General features: G+C 54.4%; 20 protein-coding genes and 1 pseudogene. 7 read left to right on the forward strand and 14 right to left on the reverse strand.

Going from position 1 to position 18150, the window contains the following annotated elements:
• Nucleotides 1–54 precede the first annotated feature (54 nt).
• From TKWG_RS11115 to dsbD, 11 genes are all read right to left on the reverse strand, one after another.
• On the reverse strand, nt 55–2310 hold the full coding sequence (locus TKWG_RS11115; protein WP_014750930.1) for a heavy metal translocating P-type ATPase: 2256 nt from the start codon (nt 2308–2310) through the stop codon (nt 55–57).
• Between the two features lie 9 nt (nt 2311–2319).
• A complete protein-coding gene (locus TKWG_RS24890) occupies nt 2320–2895 on the reverse strand; it encodes a c-type cytochrome (RefSeq protein WP_238534152.1) in 576 nt (191 codons plus the stop codon).
• A 20-nt stretch (nt 2896–2915) separates the two neighbouring features.
• Entirely contained in the window at nt 2916–3410 is a 495-nt protein-coding gene (locus TKWG_RS24895; protein ID WP_238534153.1) for a hypothetical protein, read from the reverse strand.
• 15 nt (nt 3411–3425) lie between these two features.
• Complete coding sequence (locus tag TKWG_RS11125) at nt 3426–4223, reverse strand: c-type cytochrome (protein ID WP_014750931.1); 798 nt, start codon at nt 4221–4223, stop codon at nt 3426–3428.
• Nucleotides 4224–4249: 26 nt separating this feature from the next.
• The gene (locus TKWG_RS11130) at nt 4250–4906 is read right to left on the reverse strand and encodes a cbb3-type cytochrome c oxidase subunit II (protein ID WP_014750932.1); all 657 of its coding nucleotides are present in this window, start codon (nt 4904–4906) and stop codon (nt 4250–4252) included.
• A complete protein-coding gene (locus TKWG_RS11135) occupies nt 4903–6306 on the reverse strand; it encodes a cbb3-type cytochrome c oxidase subunit I (RefSeq protein WP_014750933.1) in 1404 nt (467 codons plus the stop codon). The genes TKWG_RS11130 and TKWG_RS11135 overlap by 4 nt, the downstream gene beginning before the upstream one ends.
• A gap of 458 nt (nt 6307–6764) precedes the next feature.
• On the reverse strand, nt 6765–7076 hold the full coding sequence (locus tag TKWG_RS11140) for a DsrE family protein (protein WP_041709404.1): 312 nt from the start codon (nt 7074–7076) through the stop codon (nt 6765–6767).
• 168 nt (nt 7077–7244) lie between these two features.
• Entirely contained in the window at nt 7245–8051 is an 807-nt protein-coding gene (locus TKWG_RS11145) for a sulfite exporter TauE/SafE family protein (protein ID WP_014750935.1), read from the reverse strand.
• A 68-nt stretch (nt 8052–8119) separates the two neighbouring features.
• Nucleotides 8120–8893, reverse strand: coding sequence for a thiol:disulfide interchange protein DsbG (gene dsbG, locus TKWG_RS11150; RefSeq protein WP_014750936.1), 774 nt, complete (start codon nt 8891–8893; stop codon nt 8120–8122).
• Nucleotides 8894–8925: 32 nt separating this feature from the next.
• Nucleotides 8926–9732, reverse strand: coding sequence for a TlpA disulfide reductase family protein (locus TKWG_RS11155; RefSeq protein ID WP_014750937.1), 807 nt, complete (start codon nt 9730–9732; stop codon nt 8926–8928).
• A complete protein-coding gene (gene dsbD, locus TKWG_RS11160; protein ID WP_014750938.1) occupies nt 9729–11582 on the reverse strand; it encodes a protein-disulfide reductase DsbD in 1854 nt (617 codons plus the stop codon). Before dsbD ends, TKWG_RS11155 begins: the two co-directional genes overlap by 4 nt.
• A 156-nt stretch (nt 11583–11738) precedes the next feature.
• Here dsbD and TKWG_RS27510 point away from each other — a divergent pair, with 156 nt between their 5' ends.
• The 4 genes from TKWG_RS27510 to TKWG_RS11170 all read left to right on the forward strand — a co-directional run bounded on the left by TKWG_RS27510 (nt 11739) and on the right by TKWG_RS11170 (nt 13754).
• Nucleotides 11739–11966 (forward strand): response regulator, encoded by a 228-nt coding sequence (locus TKWG_RS27510; protein WP_456047806.1) that lies wholly within the window; start codon nt 11739–11741, stop codon nt 11964–11966.
• A gap of 20 nt (nt 11967–11986) precedes the next feature.
• Nucleotides 11987–12406 (forward strand): winged helix-turn-helix domain-containing protein, encoded by a 420-nt coding sequence (locus TKWG_RS27515; protein ID WP_456047807.1) that lies wholly within the window; start codon nt 11987–11989, stop codon nt 12404–12406.
• Nucleotides 12403–12702 (forward strand): sensor histidine kinase N-terminal domain-containing protein, encoded by a 300-nt coding sequence (locus TKWG_RS26525; RefSeq protein ID WP_322786529.1) that lies wholly within the window; start codon nt 12403–12405, stop codon nt 12700–12702. Before TKWG_RS27515 ends, TKWG_RS26525 begins: the two co-directional genes overlap by 4 nt.
• Before the next feature lie 68 nt (nt 12703–12770).
• Nucleotides 12771–13754 (forward strand): ATP-binding protein, encoded by a 984-nt coding sequence (locus tag TKWG_RS11170; RefSeq protein WP_322786530.1) that lies wholly within the window; start codon nt 12771–12773, stop codon nt 13752–13754.
• A gap of 63 nt (nt 13755–13817) precedes the next feature.
• Here TKWG_RS11170 and TKWG_RS11175 read toward each other — a convergent pair.
• From TKWG_RS11175 to TKWG_RS11185, 3 genes and pseudogenes are all read right to left on the reverse strand, one after another.
• Nucleotides 13818–14989, reverse strand: a pseudogene (locus tag TKWG_RS11175) (CaiB/BaiF CoA transferase family protein).
• A 58-nt stretch (nt 14990–15047) separates the two neighbouring features.
• Nucleotides 15048–15899, reverse strand: coding sequence for an enoyl-CoA hydratase/isomerase family protein (locus tag TKWG_RS11180; RefSeq protein ID WP_081489278.1), 852 nt, complete (start codon nt 15897–15899; stop codon nt 15048–15050).
• A 64-nt stretch (nt 15900–15963) separates the two neighbouring features.
• A complete protein-coding gene (locus tag TKWG_RS11185) occupies nt 15964–17187 on the reverse strand; it encodes a CaiB/BaiF CoA transferase family protein (RefSeq protein WP_014750940.1) in 1224 nt (407 codons plus the stop codon).
• A gap of 108 nt (nt 17188–17295) precedes the next feature.
• Here TKWG_RS11185 and TKWG_RS24900 point away from each other — a divergent pair, with 108 nt between their 5' ends.
• From TKWG_RS24900 to TKWG_RS24910, 3 genes are read left to right on the forward strand one after another with little or no spacing between them, the layout of a single operon-like run.
• The gene (locus TKWG_RS24900) at nt 17296–17526 is read left to right on the forward strand and encodes a LysR family transcriptional regulator (RefSeq protein ID WP_238534154.1); all 231 of its coding nucleotides are present in this window, start codon (nt 17296–17298) and stop codon (nt 17524–17526) included.
• Between the two features lie 2 nt (nt 17527–17528).
• Nucleotides 17529–17945: a LysR substrate-binding domain-containing protein gene (locus TKWG_RS24905; RefSeq protein ID WP_238534456.1), complete on the forward strand. Its 417-nt coding sequence runs from the start codon at nt 17529–17531 to the stop codon at nt 17943–17945.
• A complete protein-coding gene (locus TKWG_RS24910; protein ID WP_238534155.1) occupies nt 17834–18142 on the forward strand; it encodes a LysR substrate-binding domain-containing protein in 309 nt (102 codons plus the stop codon). Before TKWG_RS24905 ends, TKWG_RS24910 begins: the two co-directional genes overlap by 112 nt.
• The last annotated feature ends 8 nt before the right edge of the window (nt 18143–18150 follow it).

The following is an 18150-nucleotide window of genomic DNA, read 5'->3' on the forward strand; positions in this document are numbered from 1 at the left end:
AACCAGCAGCATCGTCCTGTCGTGACGAACCATGCCGCTACGCGCAGGCTATCTTCAGGATACGCTCGCCTTTCCGGAAATACCCACTATTTCTGTATTCTCATTGGCGAGCACTCCAGAAGAGGGAACGGCCAGCCGAGTGGCATTGATGCAGACTGACACGCTGCTGAGCAACATCGCGATGGCGGCAGCAAACGGGGTTACCCCGCTGGCAAAAAGAACCATGACAATCAAGGCGTTATAAGCGACAGAGAAAATCAGATTTTGTTTGACGATTCGATACGTTCGCCTGGCCCAATGGCGAGCCCATACAATTTGCTCGGCTCCGCCACGCGTCACGACAACGCCGGCAGCAGATGCTGCCACGGCCGTTGCGGACGAAACGGCAATACCGCAATCGGCGCTCGCCAATGCCAGCACGTCATTTACGCCATCGCCCACAAAGGTCGTGGTCTGCTCTGCGCCACAAAGCGCCTGCGCTTTTTGCTCGGGCGTGCTTGAACTCACAATTCTGCTGAAATCAACCTGCAGTTCATCGATAAGTTGCCCGGCAGCCTGTGCTGAATCGCCAGTAATCAGCCATAACTGCGTGCCATCTGCTGCCAACCGTTTCAGAGCGCAATGCGCTTGCTCACGAGGCGTGTCCTGCAATCGAATAGCGCCCTGCCAGAGGCCATTGCGCGAAACATGCACCATACCAGGGCCTTGCTCTGCCTGCGGCAAGTTTTGCACATTCATGTCCCTCAGCCACGTTCTGGCGCCGACCAGAACTGTGCCTTGCTCATCATCCAGGCTCACACCGCGCGCATACCGTAGCGTTGGGGACTGCATAAAGTTACGTTCCGGCCAGCCCTCATGTTGCGCATAAAGTCGCAGAGCAGTGGCAATGGGATGGTTAATACCATATTCGGCTTTCGCCGCCAGATAGCCGACAAACTGCGGTTCAATGCCCGGAGCGGTCTGGATGCCGGCTACCTTGAACAAACCTGTCGTCAACGTTCCTGTTTTATCAAAAGCGATAACCCTGGACCTGGCCAGGCTCTCTACACTTGCCGGATCACGCCACAGGATACCGCGTTCGGCCGCTCGCCTGGAGCCAAGCGCATAGGCTAAAGGCATGGAGAGTCCTACTGCGCAAGGACATGCTGCGACAAACAGACTGAGCGCGGAGATCAGTGCCTGGCTTGCCGTCACTCCGATCCAGAGATACCGAGCAAATGCCAGTATTGCAACCGCAGTGACCACAGGCAACAGCCAACGGACAAACCGTTCCGCCGCCATGGACAAAGAGGGGCGTGCCCCAAACAGCTCTATCATTCTCAAACCCAGCAGGTCAATCCGTCTGTGACCTGCACTGGCGGTCACCCGCACCTGAAGTGGTGAGCCGAGATTGACGGTCCCCGCCAAAACCTCATCGGTGGCCGCCACTGCTACCGGAAAAGACTCACCGGTCAAAAGTGAGGTATCCAGTTCAGACTGGCCGTGCACGATGACCCCATCGGCGGGGACACGCTCTGCTGCCCTGATTAAGATAAGATCGCCCGCTTCGATATTGTCTATCGGCACGGACTGCGTTGTGTCATTATCGCAAATGCGTGTCGCCACTTCAGGCGTCAGTTGGGCCAGCGCGCGCATGGCAACGCCATTCTCCTGACGCGCGCGAATTTCGATCAAACGTCCGGCAAGCAGAAACGTTACCAGCATGGTCGCAGCATCCATGTAGACATCAATGCTTCCGGCCAGCAGATTCCAAATCGAAACGACCAGCGCACCGACTGCGCCAATACAGATCAACGCATCCATGCCGGCAAAACCAGCTCGCAGGGTATTGAAAGCAGCGCGAAAAAAATCCTGGCCAGAATACACGATGACGGCAAGCCCAGTCACGACAGAGAACCATGCGATCAAGCGCCCTTCCCCATCTGCCGATATTCCCTGGTTCAGATACAACACCCAGGAACCTAACATGCTCCACATACCGAACACAACCGCCACTGCCAGTTGAAGCCGTATCCGCCGGGCCTGAGCGTTCAGCCCGTCGGCAAGCGCACCTCCGTCAAGCATGAAGGAGAGCTCATATCCGAGCTTATGCGCGCGCGTGACGACCTGGGAAAGTGCAGCAGAATCGGGGTCCCACCGAAGCAGCACCGAACCTGATATGAAGTTGACCACCGTTTCCTGAATGCCGGGAACCTTGCCGAGCGAGCGCTGTAACGCCATGGCGCAACTTGCACACCACATTCCCCGAACTGCCAGCACTGCCCGACCGGCAAAACGAATCGGCTCCAGATCAATCTCGGTCTTGCTCATGGTTGTTCTCTATTGTGGGCTCAGTTCAGCACCCGTTCCCAGCAAATGCCCATTCAGTGTTTTGCCGTAAAAACTATCTTCTCCCGCGTGAAATGCTTCAGCGGCTTCTGCCACGGTCCCTGTCTGTCTGGGGTCTTTCGGACGCTCATGACTATTGAGGTAAGCTGCCACATCCCATGCATCCTGATCGGACAATGAATAGGGTTTGCCAAAGGGCATGTTCGCCTTGATAAAACTCGCAGCAGTATTGATGCGCGCCATGCCTGCACCCCAGTTATAGGATTGCGGTCCCCACAACGGCGGGAAACGCACGTCTCCAGCCCCGTTCCTGGTTCCCTGGCCATCACTGCCATGGCATAGCGCACAGTTTTGCTGATAAACAACGCGCCCACGCTCCAGATCGTAACCGCCTTCCGGCTTTGGAACCTTGGGATACAAGGCACCAGGCAAGCGTTCACCTGTCGGTATGCCATCGGACATCCAGGCCATGTATGTCATCAAGTCGCGGTAGACGTCGCTACCGGCCGGCGGAGGCTGACCGGACGGGGATGCTTGCGCATTCATCGAGTACATGAAGCACCCCATAATCCGATCCTCAAGTGTGCTTATCGATTGGGTTTTACTCCGGTACGCAGGGTAGCTCCGTAGGCTCCCCACATAGGCGCGGAATTTTCGCGCCGCCCCGCATCAAGGTGACAGTTGACGCAAGCCATTTCATTGCCCACGTGGTCCTGCACGTTGATCTTGGTATCCGTGAAAATTGCCCGGCCTCGTCGCACTGCGTCGCCATATGGGCTGTCCGGAATCGCGTCCTCTGACGGAGGCTGGTAAAACCCGTTAGCCCCCACGGGCATTTGGGGCCGCTCCCCGACCAGCCCAGCCTTGTAGCTCTTTCTGTCGGCTTGCATTTGCTCGCGACTATAAATGGCTTGTGGCGCCTCGGCATCCACTCGCCCGCCTATTGCCTCATATATATAGGCAATCCCGCCGCTTTTATCTACTGCATAGCCGCCACCGAACAACACTGCACCGATCATACTTGCGTACACCAGTCTTCTGAGTAGCGACACTCGGGATCCGTTTGAATCAATATTTGCCATGGTTGTACTCCTTATCTAGTTCGCTTCCTGCTGTCGCAAAGCGCCAAAATATTGTGAGACAGCCCACATGTCTTCCGTACTCATGCGTTTGGCAATATCGTCCATCAACGACAACGGGGAGTTCTGGCGCATCCCTCCTTTGAAGGCGACCAGCTGACTGAACAAATACTCTGGCTGTTGTCCTGCCAGCCTGGGGAACATTGGGCCCAAACCTTCACCAGCCTCGCCGTGGCATGTCACACATGCCGGTATATCCTGCTTCCAATCCCCATGAAGATTGAGCGCACGGCCACGTTCTATATCTGTTCCAGGTACGGCCGCGGTCGCCACTGGAACCACCAGCCTTGCATAATAAGCGGCCACTTCATTTATCTCCGGGGCAGTAAGCTGAGTAGCAACATAGCGCATAGACTCATTGCTTCGGGACCCCGAAGCGAAGTCCTGCAATTGCTTGATGATGTACGCCTGTGACAGCCCGGCAAGCTGTGGTGTTTGCCCGGCGCCCTGTCCCTGGTCGCCGTGACAAGAGGCACAGCTCCACACACTCCCGTTGCCCTGGGAAACGAGTAGCGGTGCGCCTGCATCGGGCGTGGACTTACTGCTGCCGGCTACGATATTCGGTATGCCTGCCTCATTATTCGACACCCGCTCGGGCATGAGATCGCCCAGATAATTAACACCTCCCCATACAGCGAGCGCGAAGAAAACAGCGATCAGGAAAAGCGGAATCGGTCTTGAAGGCTCCCATGGCTCGAAAGTGGGATCAACAGCGTCGACGCGCGGTACAGGGCGTTTTTTGCCACGATTAAACATACTATTGCCTCTATTGCTTACCTGTATTACTGCTTACCGTGATTGGACTTGCTACCTTCGCCAACCGGCGCATCATACCCGCGATCGCGCATCTTCGCCTCGGCGTCGCTAACCGAATAGGTACGTTTCAAACTACGCAGGTATTCCACAAGGTCAAGCGCCTCCTGGCGCGCAACGATCACTTTCCCATTGGCAGGTTGATACTCCTCGGGTAGCTTAACCACAACATCACCGGCCTGCGCTTTGTCCTTGCGCTCGAACAGGTATGGATACGACGGCATAATGCTCCAGTCAAAAATCGCGCGCGGCTGGTACAAGTGGGTCAGGTGCCAGTCTCTGCTTGGCAATCGGACGCCCACATTGAGCAAATCAGGACCGGTTCGCATGGTTCCAAGCAGATGGGGTGCGTCATACGCGTAGTCGCCGGGCGAAGAGGCTCGGCCCCAGCCACGCGACAAATCGGCGAACGTCTGTCCGGTAGAGCGTGGCTGCTGGCTATGACAGTACACACACCCATTGGCGATATACTGTTGGCGGCCGCGTAACTGCTGGTCTGTATAGGGTGCCAATGCGGAAGGTGCCTGCACGGACCGAACCTGCCAACCAGGAAGAATGACCAGCATTAATGTGGCAAAGACAAGTATGCCGGCCGCGACAAGAAGAAGTGGAGTGATTCTGTTCATACTGTGCCTGCCGATCCGGAACGCTTAGCCAACAAGAGTGCGAAAAAGTGCATGCCAAAAATAATGTGACCCAGTGTCATCATCGTGCCCCCGAGCGATCGCCCTTCCAGATACGGCACGATATGGCGCGTGATGTCCGAGAACGCAACATCCGGATCCAACAGTTCAATGCCCTGGAAAAAACCGCCGACAGTCAGAGCCAGAAAATAGATGGCAAATCCTGTGACAGTAAGCCAAAAGTGCAGGGAAATCAGCCGGGGCCAAGGCCAGCGCTTGCCCGTCAGATGTGGCATCATGTAATAGAACGCACCGAACAGGACAACCGAGACGAATGCGTAGGCGCCCAGATGCGCGTGCCCAACGGTGTAATGAGTAAAGTGGGTAACGGAGTTGACCGAGCGAAGCGCCTCCAGCGAACCCTGAAAGGACGCCGCGGTATACATCAACGCACCGATCCATACGAACCGCAATGCCATGGATTGCTTGAAGGCCCAGATATTTTGCGCCACCGTGACGTGCTGATTGATCGCCACTGCAATTACCGGAATGAACATCATGACGCTATGCACGACGGACAGGGTAACCACCCACGTTGGCACAGGGCCACCGATCAGGTGATGAATACCTACCTGGCTATAGAATAGCGCCAGCCCCCAGAAGCCCAGTAAGGACACGCTGTACGAAAAAACCGGCTTGCCGATGATCTTGGGAATCAGATAATACGCAGTACCCACACCCAGGGGTGTAAGCCACAGCCCCAGCACATTATGGGCAAACCACCAGTTCATCGTCGCCTGCTGAACACCAAGATGCAGCCCCGGCAGATTAGCGATGAAAAACAGCATGGGAAACCAGACCAGCCCTGCCAGAAAATACCAGCCTGAGACATAAATATGATGCACATTTCGATGCAATGCAGTCGATACTGCGGACCATGCCATTAGAAGCCCGCCCAGCGCCAGAACCAGGTCGATTTGCCATGGAATCTCCAGCCACTCCAGTCCATCGGACCAGCCCGCTCCAATGGCAACACCACCGCATGCCACGCCAACCGCCCACAAGACGCCGCCAATATAAGCCATTATCGGATGCCGCAAGGGAGTATGAAAAATACGCGGCAAGATCCACAACACAATACTTATACCTGCAACCGACAGCCAGCCATAAGCAACAAAGTTCAAGTGTATTGTCCGGGCACGCCCGAAGGTCGTTACCGCATAGTCAGCCAGCCAATCTGGCATGTGCAGCTTAAAGGACGCAATAACACCGAATACTGACCCGACGATTAAAAAAAGAATGGACACTGCAGCCAGCACCAGCACGACTCTTGAGCCTGCTGCATCGATCCCTGCCCGCTCGACATCAAAGCGATGTGCCGCCTGCACCGCCTCAGCATTCATTGACGACGGATCATCCAGGCTACCGGCTTCGCCGGAAAGAAAGATCGATGAGGCTTCTTTCTTTCCGGCACTGATTTGCTTGTTGGCAACCGCCAGATCAGTAGGCCGAGCGCGACAAGCGAGACAATAAAACTGATTGCCAGCAGAAAACCGAGTGTAGACGTCATGCGTAGACCTGCTTGTGAACTGTTAACCCTGCAATTTCTCTGGCCAAGTGCTCATTGATTGAGCCTTTAGCGGGCCTGACAGCCCCGCTCGTTCACATACAACCTGCACATCACTTCTCCCGAAAACCGACTTCTTTTGTAGAATTCAAATATTCCCGGGATTATCGCCAGTCCCGATTAACTGAGAATTAAGACATCACAGATGAAATGAGTCAGCGCCAACGCAAACAGCAATGCCTCGCTGGTGTTCGACACAGCAAAAATCTTAAGGGCTAGCGCTTTGGCGCGCAGTCAGGCTCTCAGGTACACCCATCCGTCCTGTTGCAAACGAACCATTTCCAGCACAGCCGGCCCTGTCAGCACCTGCAGCGGCTCTCGGTTTTGCCTGCCGGCCCGATCCAGGCTGATCGGACATAGCCAGGTGATGGAATCCAACTGCTCATGCACAATATCAAGCGCAGCTCCCACTGCCTGGGCATTTGCTATGATCCGCACATGCGCATCAGGATCTTCGCGCTTGAGATTAGTGGCGTTATTGCGCGCTCGTTCCAACGCCGATGCGGTCGGTGCATGCAAAATAACCTTCATTGCCTTGTTATTCATGATTTGTTCACTAATTCACGTTTAAAAAAAAGCAGCCCAATTCAACGCGTTGTGCAACTGCCCGCCCTGGCGCGAGCGACAAAAGGGACCGGCCAGCACGCCACAAACAGCCTGTTCCGGGTAAAACGTCTCATGCTGGCAGATGACAACGCTTGTTTTTCATCGTGATCAGCCAACATTGCGCATCAGCATCATGAGTGCCACCACAACGCAAATAACTGAGAAGAAACGCTGCAACATTCGCGAAGATATGTTGGGCGCTACCAAACGGCCCATAGCCATACCCACAAGCGAAGCTAGCGCAAAAGCGTAAGTTGGCCCACTGAGTAGTACGCCCTGGCTCCAGGCGGAAAAAAATGTCACCGCAGACAACAGCGCTATGACCATCAAAGAGGTCGCGACAATACTATGCATACGAAGGTTACTGGCGTATGCCAAGGCCGGAACAATGATAAAGCCGCCGCCAACGCCCAGCAGACCAGTAAACAACCCAGTCACAGCGCCGATAGCCCCCAGCGTGATAGCAATGCGCGCTCCCCATACGAAGCGCCCTGTTTTATCGGAAACGTGGCATGGTTTGGCTTTTAGTGTTGCCGGTTCTGCAGCGGTTTCAGACTGGATTGACGATATGAACATGCGGCCAGCGACCACAAGCATGATAATCACGAAAATAAGGTTCAGGCACCAGGCAGCAAACTGGTGCGCCAGAGTAACACCCAGCGGCGCAGTGAACGCACCGGTAGCAGCCAACAACGCGGCGGCCTTATATCGGACAATGCCCTGGCGCAGCCCTTGCAATGCGCCCAGGAGTGCTGCCGAGCCAACAGCCAGCAATGCGACCGGTGCGGCGTCCCGGATACTCATGCCCAGACCGAACACCAGCGCAGGCACCGCGAAAATACCGCCTCCTGCCCCCGTCAATCCCAACACCGAGCCAATCAGCAGGCCCAGCAAACTGCCAGTCAAGATCAGCATGACAACATCCTTCTTATTTGTCCACAGCATCCAGTGCCGCGATCTGTGACACAAAAACTCCAAGCTGATTAACGGGGACCCAGCACCTCGGCCAACTGTTCGGCTTGCGGCATGCCGTTAAATTTCTTGACCTGGCCATCTCGTTCCCGAACAACAATTCCGGGCGTGCCCCGGAAACCCATGGAGAACATAAGCATCTGATGCTCGTCCAGGATTTTGAGCACATCGTCCGGAACATTTTTGGCTGGTTTAATGCCACCACGATCGAAATTGCGTTCATTCTCCGCAAAAGCAGCAGAAGAATCCTTGGCGCCAAGTATCGCAGCCGCCTTGGCCGGGCTGTCCTCCTTGATTACACCCACGAGAAGGTGACGAAGCTGAACCTTGCCTGCCTGCACCCAAGGTCTGGCGGCTTCCCAGAACTTGTGACAATAAGGGCAGTTCGCATCGGAAAACGCATAGATGATACGGGGCGCATCTGCCTTTCCGTCCTGTACCCAGTGGGCGGACTCCAGTTGCGTCCATGCTTTATCATCCATCGGCTTGGCCACCAGATTTTGAAGCGTCTTCTCATCTATCGACTCGCCCGTAGCGTCCACCCGGGTGCCTACAATGGCTTTGCCATCGCTGGTAACATAAACGGCAATGGGCCGATCGCCAGCCGCAGTGGCAAATGCGCGCAGTCCACCGCCCACATCGAACTCCTTGATCACGTCCAGGCCCTGCGCCTCCAATGCCTGAATCACCGCTGGTCGCTCCTTGTTTTGAGCCTGACTGTAAGCCGACATGAGCAAAAACGGTAGCGCCGCGAAAAAAGCGATGCGTGTAGATACTGGAAACATGGATACTCCTGGTCTGTTGGGATCTAAAAGAATTAATTGAAATGGCGAGATATCTTGTCCTTAAGACTGGGCATCGTTATCTCGCCCATATGGGAATCGACCAGGCGCCCTTGGGCATCAAAGAACAAGGTCGTTGGCAAGCCCCGCGAATTCATCGACTGCATGGCCTGAGAAGCATGGTCCAGCAGTACATCCGTCAAGCTCAACTGCTCGCTATCAAGAAAACGCTGCGCCTGCTGCGCGCTTTCCCCCTGGTTGATCATGACAAAAGCGATATCTGAAAATTCCGTCTGCGCCTGCTCGAACACCGGCATTTCGCGACGGCAAGGCGGACACCAACTCGCCCATAGATTAAGCACCACCGGCTGCCCCGCATACGCGCTTAAAGAAACGGCTTGCCCATCCAGCGTGGCCAGTTGCAAATCCGGTATAGGTGGCGCCGATCGATTCATCAACGCCACCACACTGCCGGCCACAATCCAGGCAACAACACCGGCCAGGACACCCCCCTGAACAGAGCGGTGCAACGCCGGGATCGAACGCGTTCGCCACCATACAAAGCCGATGGCGACAAGTACCCCCACCCACCAGGAAAAGCCACCGTCACCAATGGCAATCATGGAAGCCGGCTTAACCCTGTACTCATCCCACCATTGGATGATGTACGCGAGTCTGGCCGCCAGCAAGCCCCAAAACACCGAGTCAATTACCACGCCACCGGCAGTTTTATGGGAAGTGTCCGCCAGGCGTCTGGCCAACAGGCGCGCCACAATCCATGCCACCGCGACAGCGAGAATGACAATAACAGTCTGAATCGAAAACGGACCGACGCTTATCACGGCGTGCCCGCCTTGTTCAGACGTTGCAGGAAGTCGCCTGCATCGATTTCGCCCACAACCCGTAAGTCCCTGCGCTCGACGCCATCCGGCCCCACGAGAATCAGCGTGGGTGGTCCCATCACTGCCCAGCGCTTGAGCAGCGCCTGATCAATGGCATCATTTTGAGTGACATCCGGGCGTACGATTTGCATACGCTCCAGTCGTGCCGCCACGGCAGGATCACCGAACACAGTGCGCTCAATCACATGGCAGCTGATGCACCAGTCTGCATAAAAATCGATCAATGTCCATTGACCGCGCCCGGCAGCTTCAGCCAGACGCGCATCCACATCCTGGACCGATTTGGCCTGAATATAGGAAATATTCGCAGTGTCTGCCGCTGGAACCTGTGCCGCGCCGCGCAAATGAGCCAGCGGCTGCAGTACGGATGCGCCGCCGGAAGCGGCGCCAACCAACATCAACACCGACCACAGACCGACGAAAGCCGATACCGTACGCAGGGTCCACTGCAAACGAACCTTTGCCGCCACGGCTTGCGCCCAGGCGAGCAGCCCAATAGCGACAGACAGCAACCAGGCCCCCCAGAGCACCAAACTTACTGACGCTGGCACAAAGCGATCCAGCATCATGACCGCCATGCCCACCATGACATAACCGAAAGCAACCCGTACCCGGTCCATCCATGTACCCGGCTTGGGCAGGACCCGTGCGCCAAACATGGCAATGATCAGCAACGGCAGCCCCATACCCAGACCCAGCGCAAACAGTGCCAGGCCACCATACACCGCACTGCCGGTCTGCCCGATATACAGCAGCGCCCCGGCCAACGGTGCCGTCATGCACGGACCAACCAGTAATGCCGAGAGAAAGCCCAGCGCCGCAGCACCCGCAAGGCTGCCCCCGGATCGACTGCGTCCGGCGGACTCAACACGGTTAACCAGAACCGATGGCAGACGTAACTCGAACAGGCCGAAAAGCGAACTGGCCAGAATCAGGAACAAGGCAGCAAACGCGCTCAACAACCAGGGTGACTGCAGCGTCGCTTGCAGGTTGGCGCCCGCCAGTCCAGCCACCACGCCCACCACAGCGTAGGTGCCAGCCATCGCCAACACATAGGACAGGCTTAGAAAAAAAGCACGCCGGGGCCTGGCCTGACTGCCCACAACCATGCTGGACACGATCGGGATCATTGGCAGTGTGCAAGGCGTAAAAGCCAATAACAGGCCGAAACCCAAAAACAGCAGCGTTCCCCAGATCGGCCCGAGAGACGCAAGTCGCTGTGCCGCCGCCTGATCCTCACCAATATTGGCGGCACCTTCAGGCGCGACTTCACCCTGAGCCACGCCCTCTGTGGAGGGCGTGTTCTGTCCGGATGCAGACAACGAAGTCCCGGCTGCCGTCAGGGACATATCCAGATCCATCGTCTGCGGAGGATAACAAATGCCGGCCTCAGCGCATCCTTGCCAATGCAGCGTCATGGAACCCGCTTCGGACACTGGCACGCGCAAGGCAAGCGCATCTGCTGTGTAAATTACCGTATCACCGAAAAATTCATCTTGCTTGGGCGTTCCTGGTGGCAGCTCAACACCGACCGCTACGCCCTGCGCAGAAACCAGTTTCAGTGAGTGGCGATAAACATAATAGCCATCTGCTATATGCCCCTGTGCCACCAACCAATCACCCTGTCGGCTTACTTTTTCCACCTTGAAGACCTCAGCCGGATCAAGAAACTCCGCATCTGTACCCGACGAGAACAGACCCGTACCGGCTGACACGCTGCCCATGGCAAAGAAGCACAAGACCATTATGGCGAGTACGCTTCGATACAGTTTTTTCCAAAAAATAGACAAGTGCCTTTCTCCAAAAAGGATTTTCCGACATCATGCAGTCTCTCGATTAACTGAAACTTAATTGCGCCTTCTTGCTCACCCGAAAGAAATTTCCAGGGTTATGCACGTATTTTTGACCTAATATATAAACACTTGGCTCAACCACTCGAGGCTGCGATGCGAGTACTACTGGTAGAAGACGATGAACTGATCGGCAACGGCATTGTTGCTGGTCTGCGCACGTATGGCATCACCGTGCGCCATGTGTGCGCAGCGGCCGATGCCGAAATTGCCCAAATAGATGACACCTTTCATGCGCTGATACTTGATCTTGGCCTGCCCGACCGCGACGGTCTCGAATTGCTCGCGATCGCGCGCGCGTTGACCCGTTTCTGCCCGTATTGATTCTCACAGCGCGAGATGCCATGGAACACAGGCTCACCGGTCTTAACAGCGGCGCGGACGACTACATGACCAAACCCTTTGATCTGCGCGAATTAGCTGCAAGACTGCACGCGCTTGTCCGGCGCACACAAGGCAGAACGAACCAAATCATCACCGCCGGCCCGCTGCGTTTGGAGCCAGCAACCGGCCTGGCCTGGTTCGAAAATGAAGCCGTTACGCTGTCGCGCCGTGAAGTCGATCTATTGACCCATCTGGCCACTGCAGACGGACGATGGGTTCCGTCTGACGTGCTTAACGAAAGGCTTTATGGAAGTGGTGAAGAAGTCAACAGCAATGCGCTCAACGTGCATATTCATAATATCCGTCGCAAGCTCAGACCTGAAGCAATCGAAACAACTCGCGGATTAGGATATCGTTTAGGCTGGAAACTTAAATCATGAGTCTACGTCTTCGTGCCGTACTGATTGCAGGGATTTCTCTTGTCCTTCTCTGGGGCGCGGCGGCCGCCTGGATGATGCAAGGCGTCCGTGCCGACCTTGATAAAACCCTGGATGGTCGGCTGGCCATGTCGGCACGCATGGTCGCGGGATTACTGGAACGTGGCGCATTAACGCCCGGTCAACCGGCCCCTGATCTGGCTGAGGTGGTCCGCGTTGATGCCGGCGCCCGAATCAGCTGTGTCATCCGTGGGCTGCACGGCCAGGTTCTGGCAAGAACACCGGCGGCCCTGCCCTGAGTGCGGAGTCGACACCCACCGGTTTCAGCATCCATGAAGAACAAGGCAAGCTATGGCGGGTCTACGTTTTGAATAGCGGCGGATATCAGATCACGACCGCAGACAGTATTGATCAAAGAGATGTTCTTGTTAACGAATTACTGCATGCAGTAGGCGTACCGTTTTTGATCGCTATCCTGGGTGGATTGGCGGCGCTCTGGATAGGCATCGGCCGGGGATTGGCGCCATTGCAAAACTTGTGTCTGCAGTTGCGTGCAAAGCAAACCGACGATACCACGCCCATCGCCGTAACCCGCTCACCATCGGAACTCAGACCCGTACTGGATGCGATGAACGGATTGCTGGGAAGGCTGGCGCAGGCGCTATCCAGTCAAAGGGCCTTTACTGATGCTGCCGCGCACGAATTACGTACGCCATTAACCGTGATCGACACCCACTTGCAAGTTGTCCGCGTAACCGAAGGCGCAGAAGCACAGGCCTCGCTGCGTAGCGCAGAGCAAGGGGTACAACGATTGCGCCGAACGCTTGATCAGATGATGACACTGGCCCGCACGGAAGCCTCCACAACAGGTCATGAGGCGCGTTGCACATCCGTGCAATCTGCTGTTGAGCACGTGCTCACACTGGTAGACGAGGAGGCCCGACCCCGTCTTGTGCTACACGTGACAGGAGCAGACCAGGAAGCACCCGTACCCAGATCAATGCTGGAAACAGCCGTACGCAATCTGATCGAAAATGCTTTGCGCTACTCCCCCAACAGCACGCCGGTAGAAGTCACCCTGACCTTTGAGCAATCCTCTGAACGCTGCTGCATCGCCGTTGCCGACCGTGGACCCGGTTTCACCGAAGAACAAACCCCGCAAATAGGCAGACGCTTCTGGCGTGGCGACCAAGGCCGCCATAGAGAAAATGGCGCGGGTCTTGGCATCTCTATCGTACACGCGATAGCAGAGCGATTTGGTGGAAAACTGACGTTTGAGCCCCGCGAAGGCGGGGGCCTGGTGGCGAAGATCTGTCTGCCGTGTGAAAAAGGCGCAGGCAATTTAAGCTGACCAGTCAAATCCATACCTATATCTCAGTCAGCTTTCTCGGAACAATTGGCAAACATTTGGTCGTTAACTAATGACCATCTTTTCCCTCAAGTTAGCAATCTCGTCGCAAGTGTATCCATACTCTTGCAGCACCTTTTGAGTAGACTGCCCGATATCTTGAGGAGCTAAACGGTAACTGGCCGGCGTTCGACTAAGCTTGATCGGGGATGCAATAGCGCTATAGTTATCAATCTCGGCAATCATCTCGCGATGAGTCGTATGAGGATGTTCGAGTGCCTGAACCACATCGTGAATCACACCACAAGGCACATTTTCCTTGCTTAGCAATTCGAACAGCTCCTGCGCGCTGAATCTGGAAAACTCAATCTCCAGCGCTTGTCTGAGTTCAGGACGATGTAACGCCCGCTGCCCGTTATTGGCAAAACGAGGATCATCGGCCAGGCCAGGATTTCCAATTACTCTACAAAGCCGAACAAACTGACCATTATTGCCTACTGCCAGAAACATTGGATCTGTTTTTGTCTCATAACTATCGTAGGGTGCAATATTTGGATGCCCATTGCCTGAACGCTGCGGCGGTTTACCTGTGTATATGGCGTTAATAGAGTGAGGATAAAGTGCCGCCAGTGCATTATCAAATAAGGTAGATTCAATTTGTTGCCCCAAATTGCTGCGCTCTCGTTCTGCCAGCGCGATCATAACGCCAATGGCAGCATTCAAACCCGTACAGACGTCAACGACCGGCACCCCAAGGCGCGTTGGACCACCATCCGGTGATCCGTTGATACTCAGCATGCCGGCCAATGCCTGAACTGCTGCATCATAACCGGCCATTCCGCCTAATGGCCTGAATCGCCAAACCCGGAAATCCGACAATGGATCAGCCGGGGAAAACGCTTGGATAATACTTCGTTATATCCTATACCCCATTTTTCCAATGTGCCGGTTTTGAAATTCTCTATCAGCACATCGGCTTCTTCAAGAAGGCGCATAAGCACCTCTCTCCCTTCTTTTGCAGATAGATCTATACAGATGGCCTCCTTATTACGGTTTAGCCCTGCAAAGTAGGAAGCCTGGCCATCCCGAAAAGGTGGCCCCCAAGTCCTCGTCTCGTCCCCTGATGGGCCCTCGACTTTAATGACTGTTGCCCCATGATCGCCAAGTATCTGTGCACAAAACGGGCCTCCTAGTACACGTGACAAATCCACCACCTTTAAACCATCTAATGCTGCCATAATCCCGACTCCTTAAAACGAAATACTTATCTCCACCATCATCACCAATGGCCAATCACTACTTTACGCAATCCCACACAGGGGTTCGGCGTGCACGCGCGGCTTCGATGCCTTCCAATGCCTCGCTCCGCAGCTGGGCGGCAAAAACATCGGCAGCATTATCGAGATACTCCGAAAGTCCTTGCTCCTGCCATTCGCGCAACCCGAAAAGAGTGCGTAACATCACCTTGGTATTTTCCAGTGCTTTCGGTCCACCGTGCTTCAGCGCTGCAGTTACCTGATTCAAACGCGTTTCCAGTGCATGCTCATCCTGCTCCAGATAATCCACCAGCCCAATTCGAAAGGCCGTTTCCGACGAGACTCTCTCACCGGTAAGCATCATTCTACGTGCTTGTTGAATACCAATGCGGGCTGCTACAAAGGGCAGAATTTGAGCCGGAACCAGGCCGATTGATGTCTCTGGAAATCCGAATTTTACGCCAGAAATTGCAATTGCAATATCGACGGCACAGACCAAGCCAGCACCTCCGCCCATGGCAGCCCCCTGCACAACGGCAACAGTGGGCTTCGGACTTCTCGCCAAAGACTCCAGAAATTTGCCGTAAAACCTGTTGCCGATGGCAATTGGGTCGCGACCATTTTGCCCAACGGGTTCGGCCAATCTATCATGGACATTTCCGATATTTCCACCTGCGCAAAACGCCTTGCCAATTGCTGCAAATACAATTACACGTACCTGTTTTTCGGCAACGGCGTAATCCAGCGCCTGCATCAAACTCTCGACCATTTCACGGCTCAGCGCATTGCGTGAATCCGGCCGATTAAGCACCACTCTAAAAACACCATCGTTAAGATCAACTAAAACCACATTTTCACTAGAATTATTAGGAAGGGGTTGAGTTGTAGACATAGCTCTTCTCTTTGAAATAAAAATAAAAAATTTTCCGCAAGACAACAATTAACACTATTACGCGCTATCGGACGCGCCGTCCAATAACGCCAGCCTGCACAAATCGCTCAATTTCAGATCCCGAGTACCCAAACTCAGTCATTATTTCTTCAGTATGTTCGCCGATGTACGGTGCAGTCAACGACGTCGGCGCACCCGAAGCACCGGGCAATTGCGCGATGGGTAATATAGCGGAGATAGCCGACCCTCCAGGTTCAGCTACGGTCAGTACCATTTCGCTCAGCAACCCTTGCATGACGCTTTTAGGATCTACAATAAAATCGCTTAAATCGTTGATAGCGGAAAAAAGTACATTGTGACCCTCAAACAAGGCGCTCCATTCAGCACTGCGTTTTTGACGTAAAACACCGGCGATCTGCTCATTAATTTGGTCTGCATATTTCAAGCGCTCCGCAGCACTGCACAATCGGCTGTCCGACAATAAGGCATGCAGTCCCAACACATCACAGATCGCGGTGAACATACTGTCATTGAGCGAAGCGAGCATGACAAATCCATCAGCGCTGTCAAATACGCCCTGAGGCACAGTCGCGGCGGATTTTGGCGTGTACGATCGATCCGTACTGTCCAACGCCTTATTCCACCCATGCTCTATCAACATCCCATTCTGGAATGCGGCCAGCACCGCCAATAGACTGATATTGATCTGACATCCTTCCCCTGATCGCTCTCGCGCATAAAGCGCAGCAGCAATGGCATTAGACGTATAGATACCGGCAGCGATATCGGCGATATAGGGCTTGATCGGGCGAGGCCTACCATCAGGACCGGCATTATAGTTTGCCAATCCACTTACAGCCTGAGCAATTGAATCGGTCACGGGACATTCTGCCAATGGCCCTTCTGTTCCATAGCCGCTGACCGAGGCATAGATTAACCGCGGATTATGTGCTAGCAGTAGCTCGTATCGGGTTCCAAAAGTGGTGGCTGCTTTTGGTCTGAAATTTTGAATAAAAACATCTGCATCTTTAACCAAACCGTGCATGATCCTGATTCCATCAGGCGATTTCAGATTAAGCGCAAGACTTCGCTTGCCACGATTATAAGCAATGGCCAGCGCACTGAGCCCATCAGCCCCAATGCCCATTCTTCGACTCCAATCGCCGTCAATTGGCTCAATTTTAATGATATCGGCGCCCATTTGTTTTAGCATTTGTCCGCAGCATGGGCCTGCGATCCCCTGAGAGATATCAATAACCCGCAATCCCGAATAAGCATTATTGATCATTATTTTCCCGACCTGTCATAACATTCTAAATACCAGTGATCTGTGCGGCTTTTTGTCGAAGAAAAGCTAAAATATAGAAAATCAGAGAACAAATTAGTTGCGAGACAAATGAAAGTAACAAACCTCGACTTGACACTACTACGGACCTTTGTTGCTGTTGCCGAAGGAGATAGCTTCGCACGCGCTGCGCAATCTGTGTTCAAATCGCAGGCGGCAATATCACAGCAGATGCAGCGCTTGGAATTGCAGTTAGGTTGCGATCTATTTATCAAGAGCGGCCGCAGCAAACGGTTAACTGACCAAGCGTCCGGCTTCTGGAGTATGCAAGGCCTTTACTGAGAATGAACGACGAGGCCTGCATGGCAATGGAACAGGGGGTATTTGACACACAGGTCAAAATCGGGGCATGTGCCGACGCCATTGATACACTGTTGCCTGAATACCTGGCCTTATCTAAATCAACATATCCGAATTTGAATATCGAAATCAAGGTCGGTCGCAGTCGCTGGCTAGCTTCCGCATTACGCCGTGGCGAAATCGATCTTATGCTGGACGTCGAAGAACATACGGAATTTAACTGTGACATACTTCGCACCTCCCTGTTGTGTGGATTTCCGGAGCGCGCACGTACCATGAAAACAACGTTGTGTTGCCACTTGTCCTTATCGATTCGCCTTGCGTTTTTCGACGGATCGCGCTGGATGCACTTGACGCAGAGGGCCGCGCCTGGCGTCCCTCGTTCCAGACGACAACAGTAGCCAGTTTGCGTGCAGCGCTTCGGGCAGGCCTCGGTATCACAGCTAGAACCATAGAAATGCTCACTCCGGGTCTAAAGGTTGTGGATAAAGAAATGGGTTTGCCAGGCTTGCCATCTATCAGTTACCGCCTGTATACGCGAAATGGCGATGACAGCAAAGGAACCCGGAAACTCGCAGAGCTCTTTTCGGCTCGCTGAAGACCCAT

The sequence above is a fragment of the Advenella kashmirensis WT001 genome (genome assembly GCF_000219915.2).
Classification (GTDB): domain Bacteria; phylum Pseudomonadota; class Gammaproteobacteria; order Burkholderiales; family Burkholderiaceae_B; genus Advenella; species Advenella kashmirensis.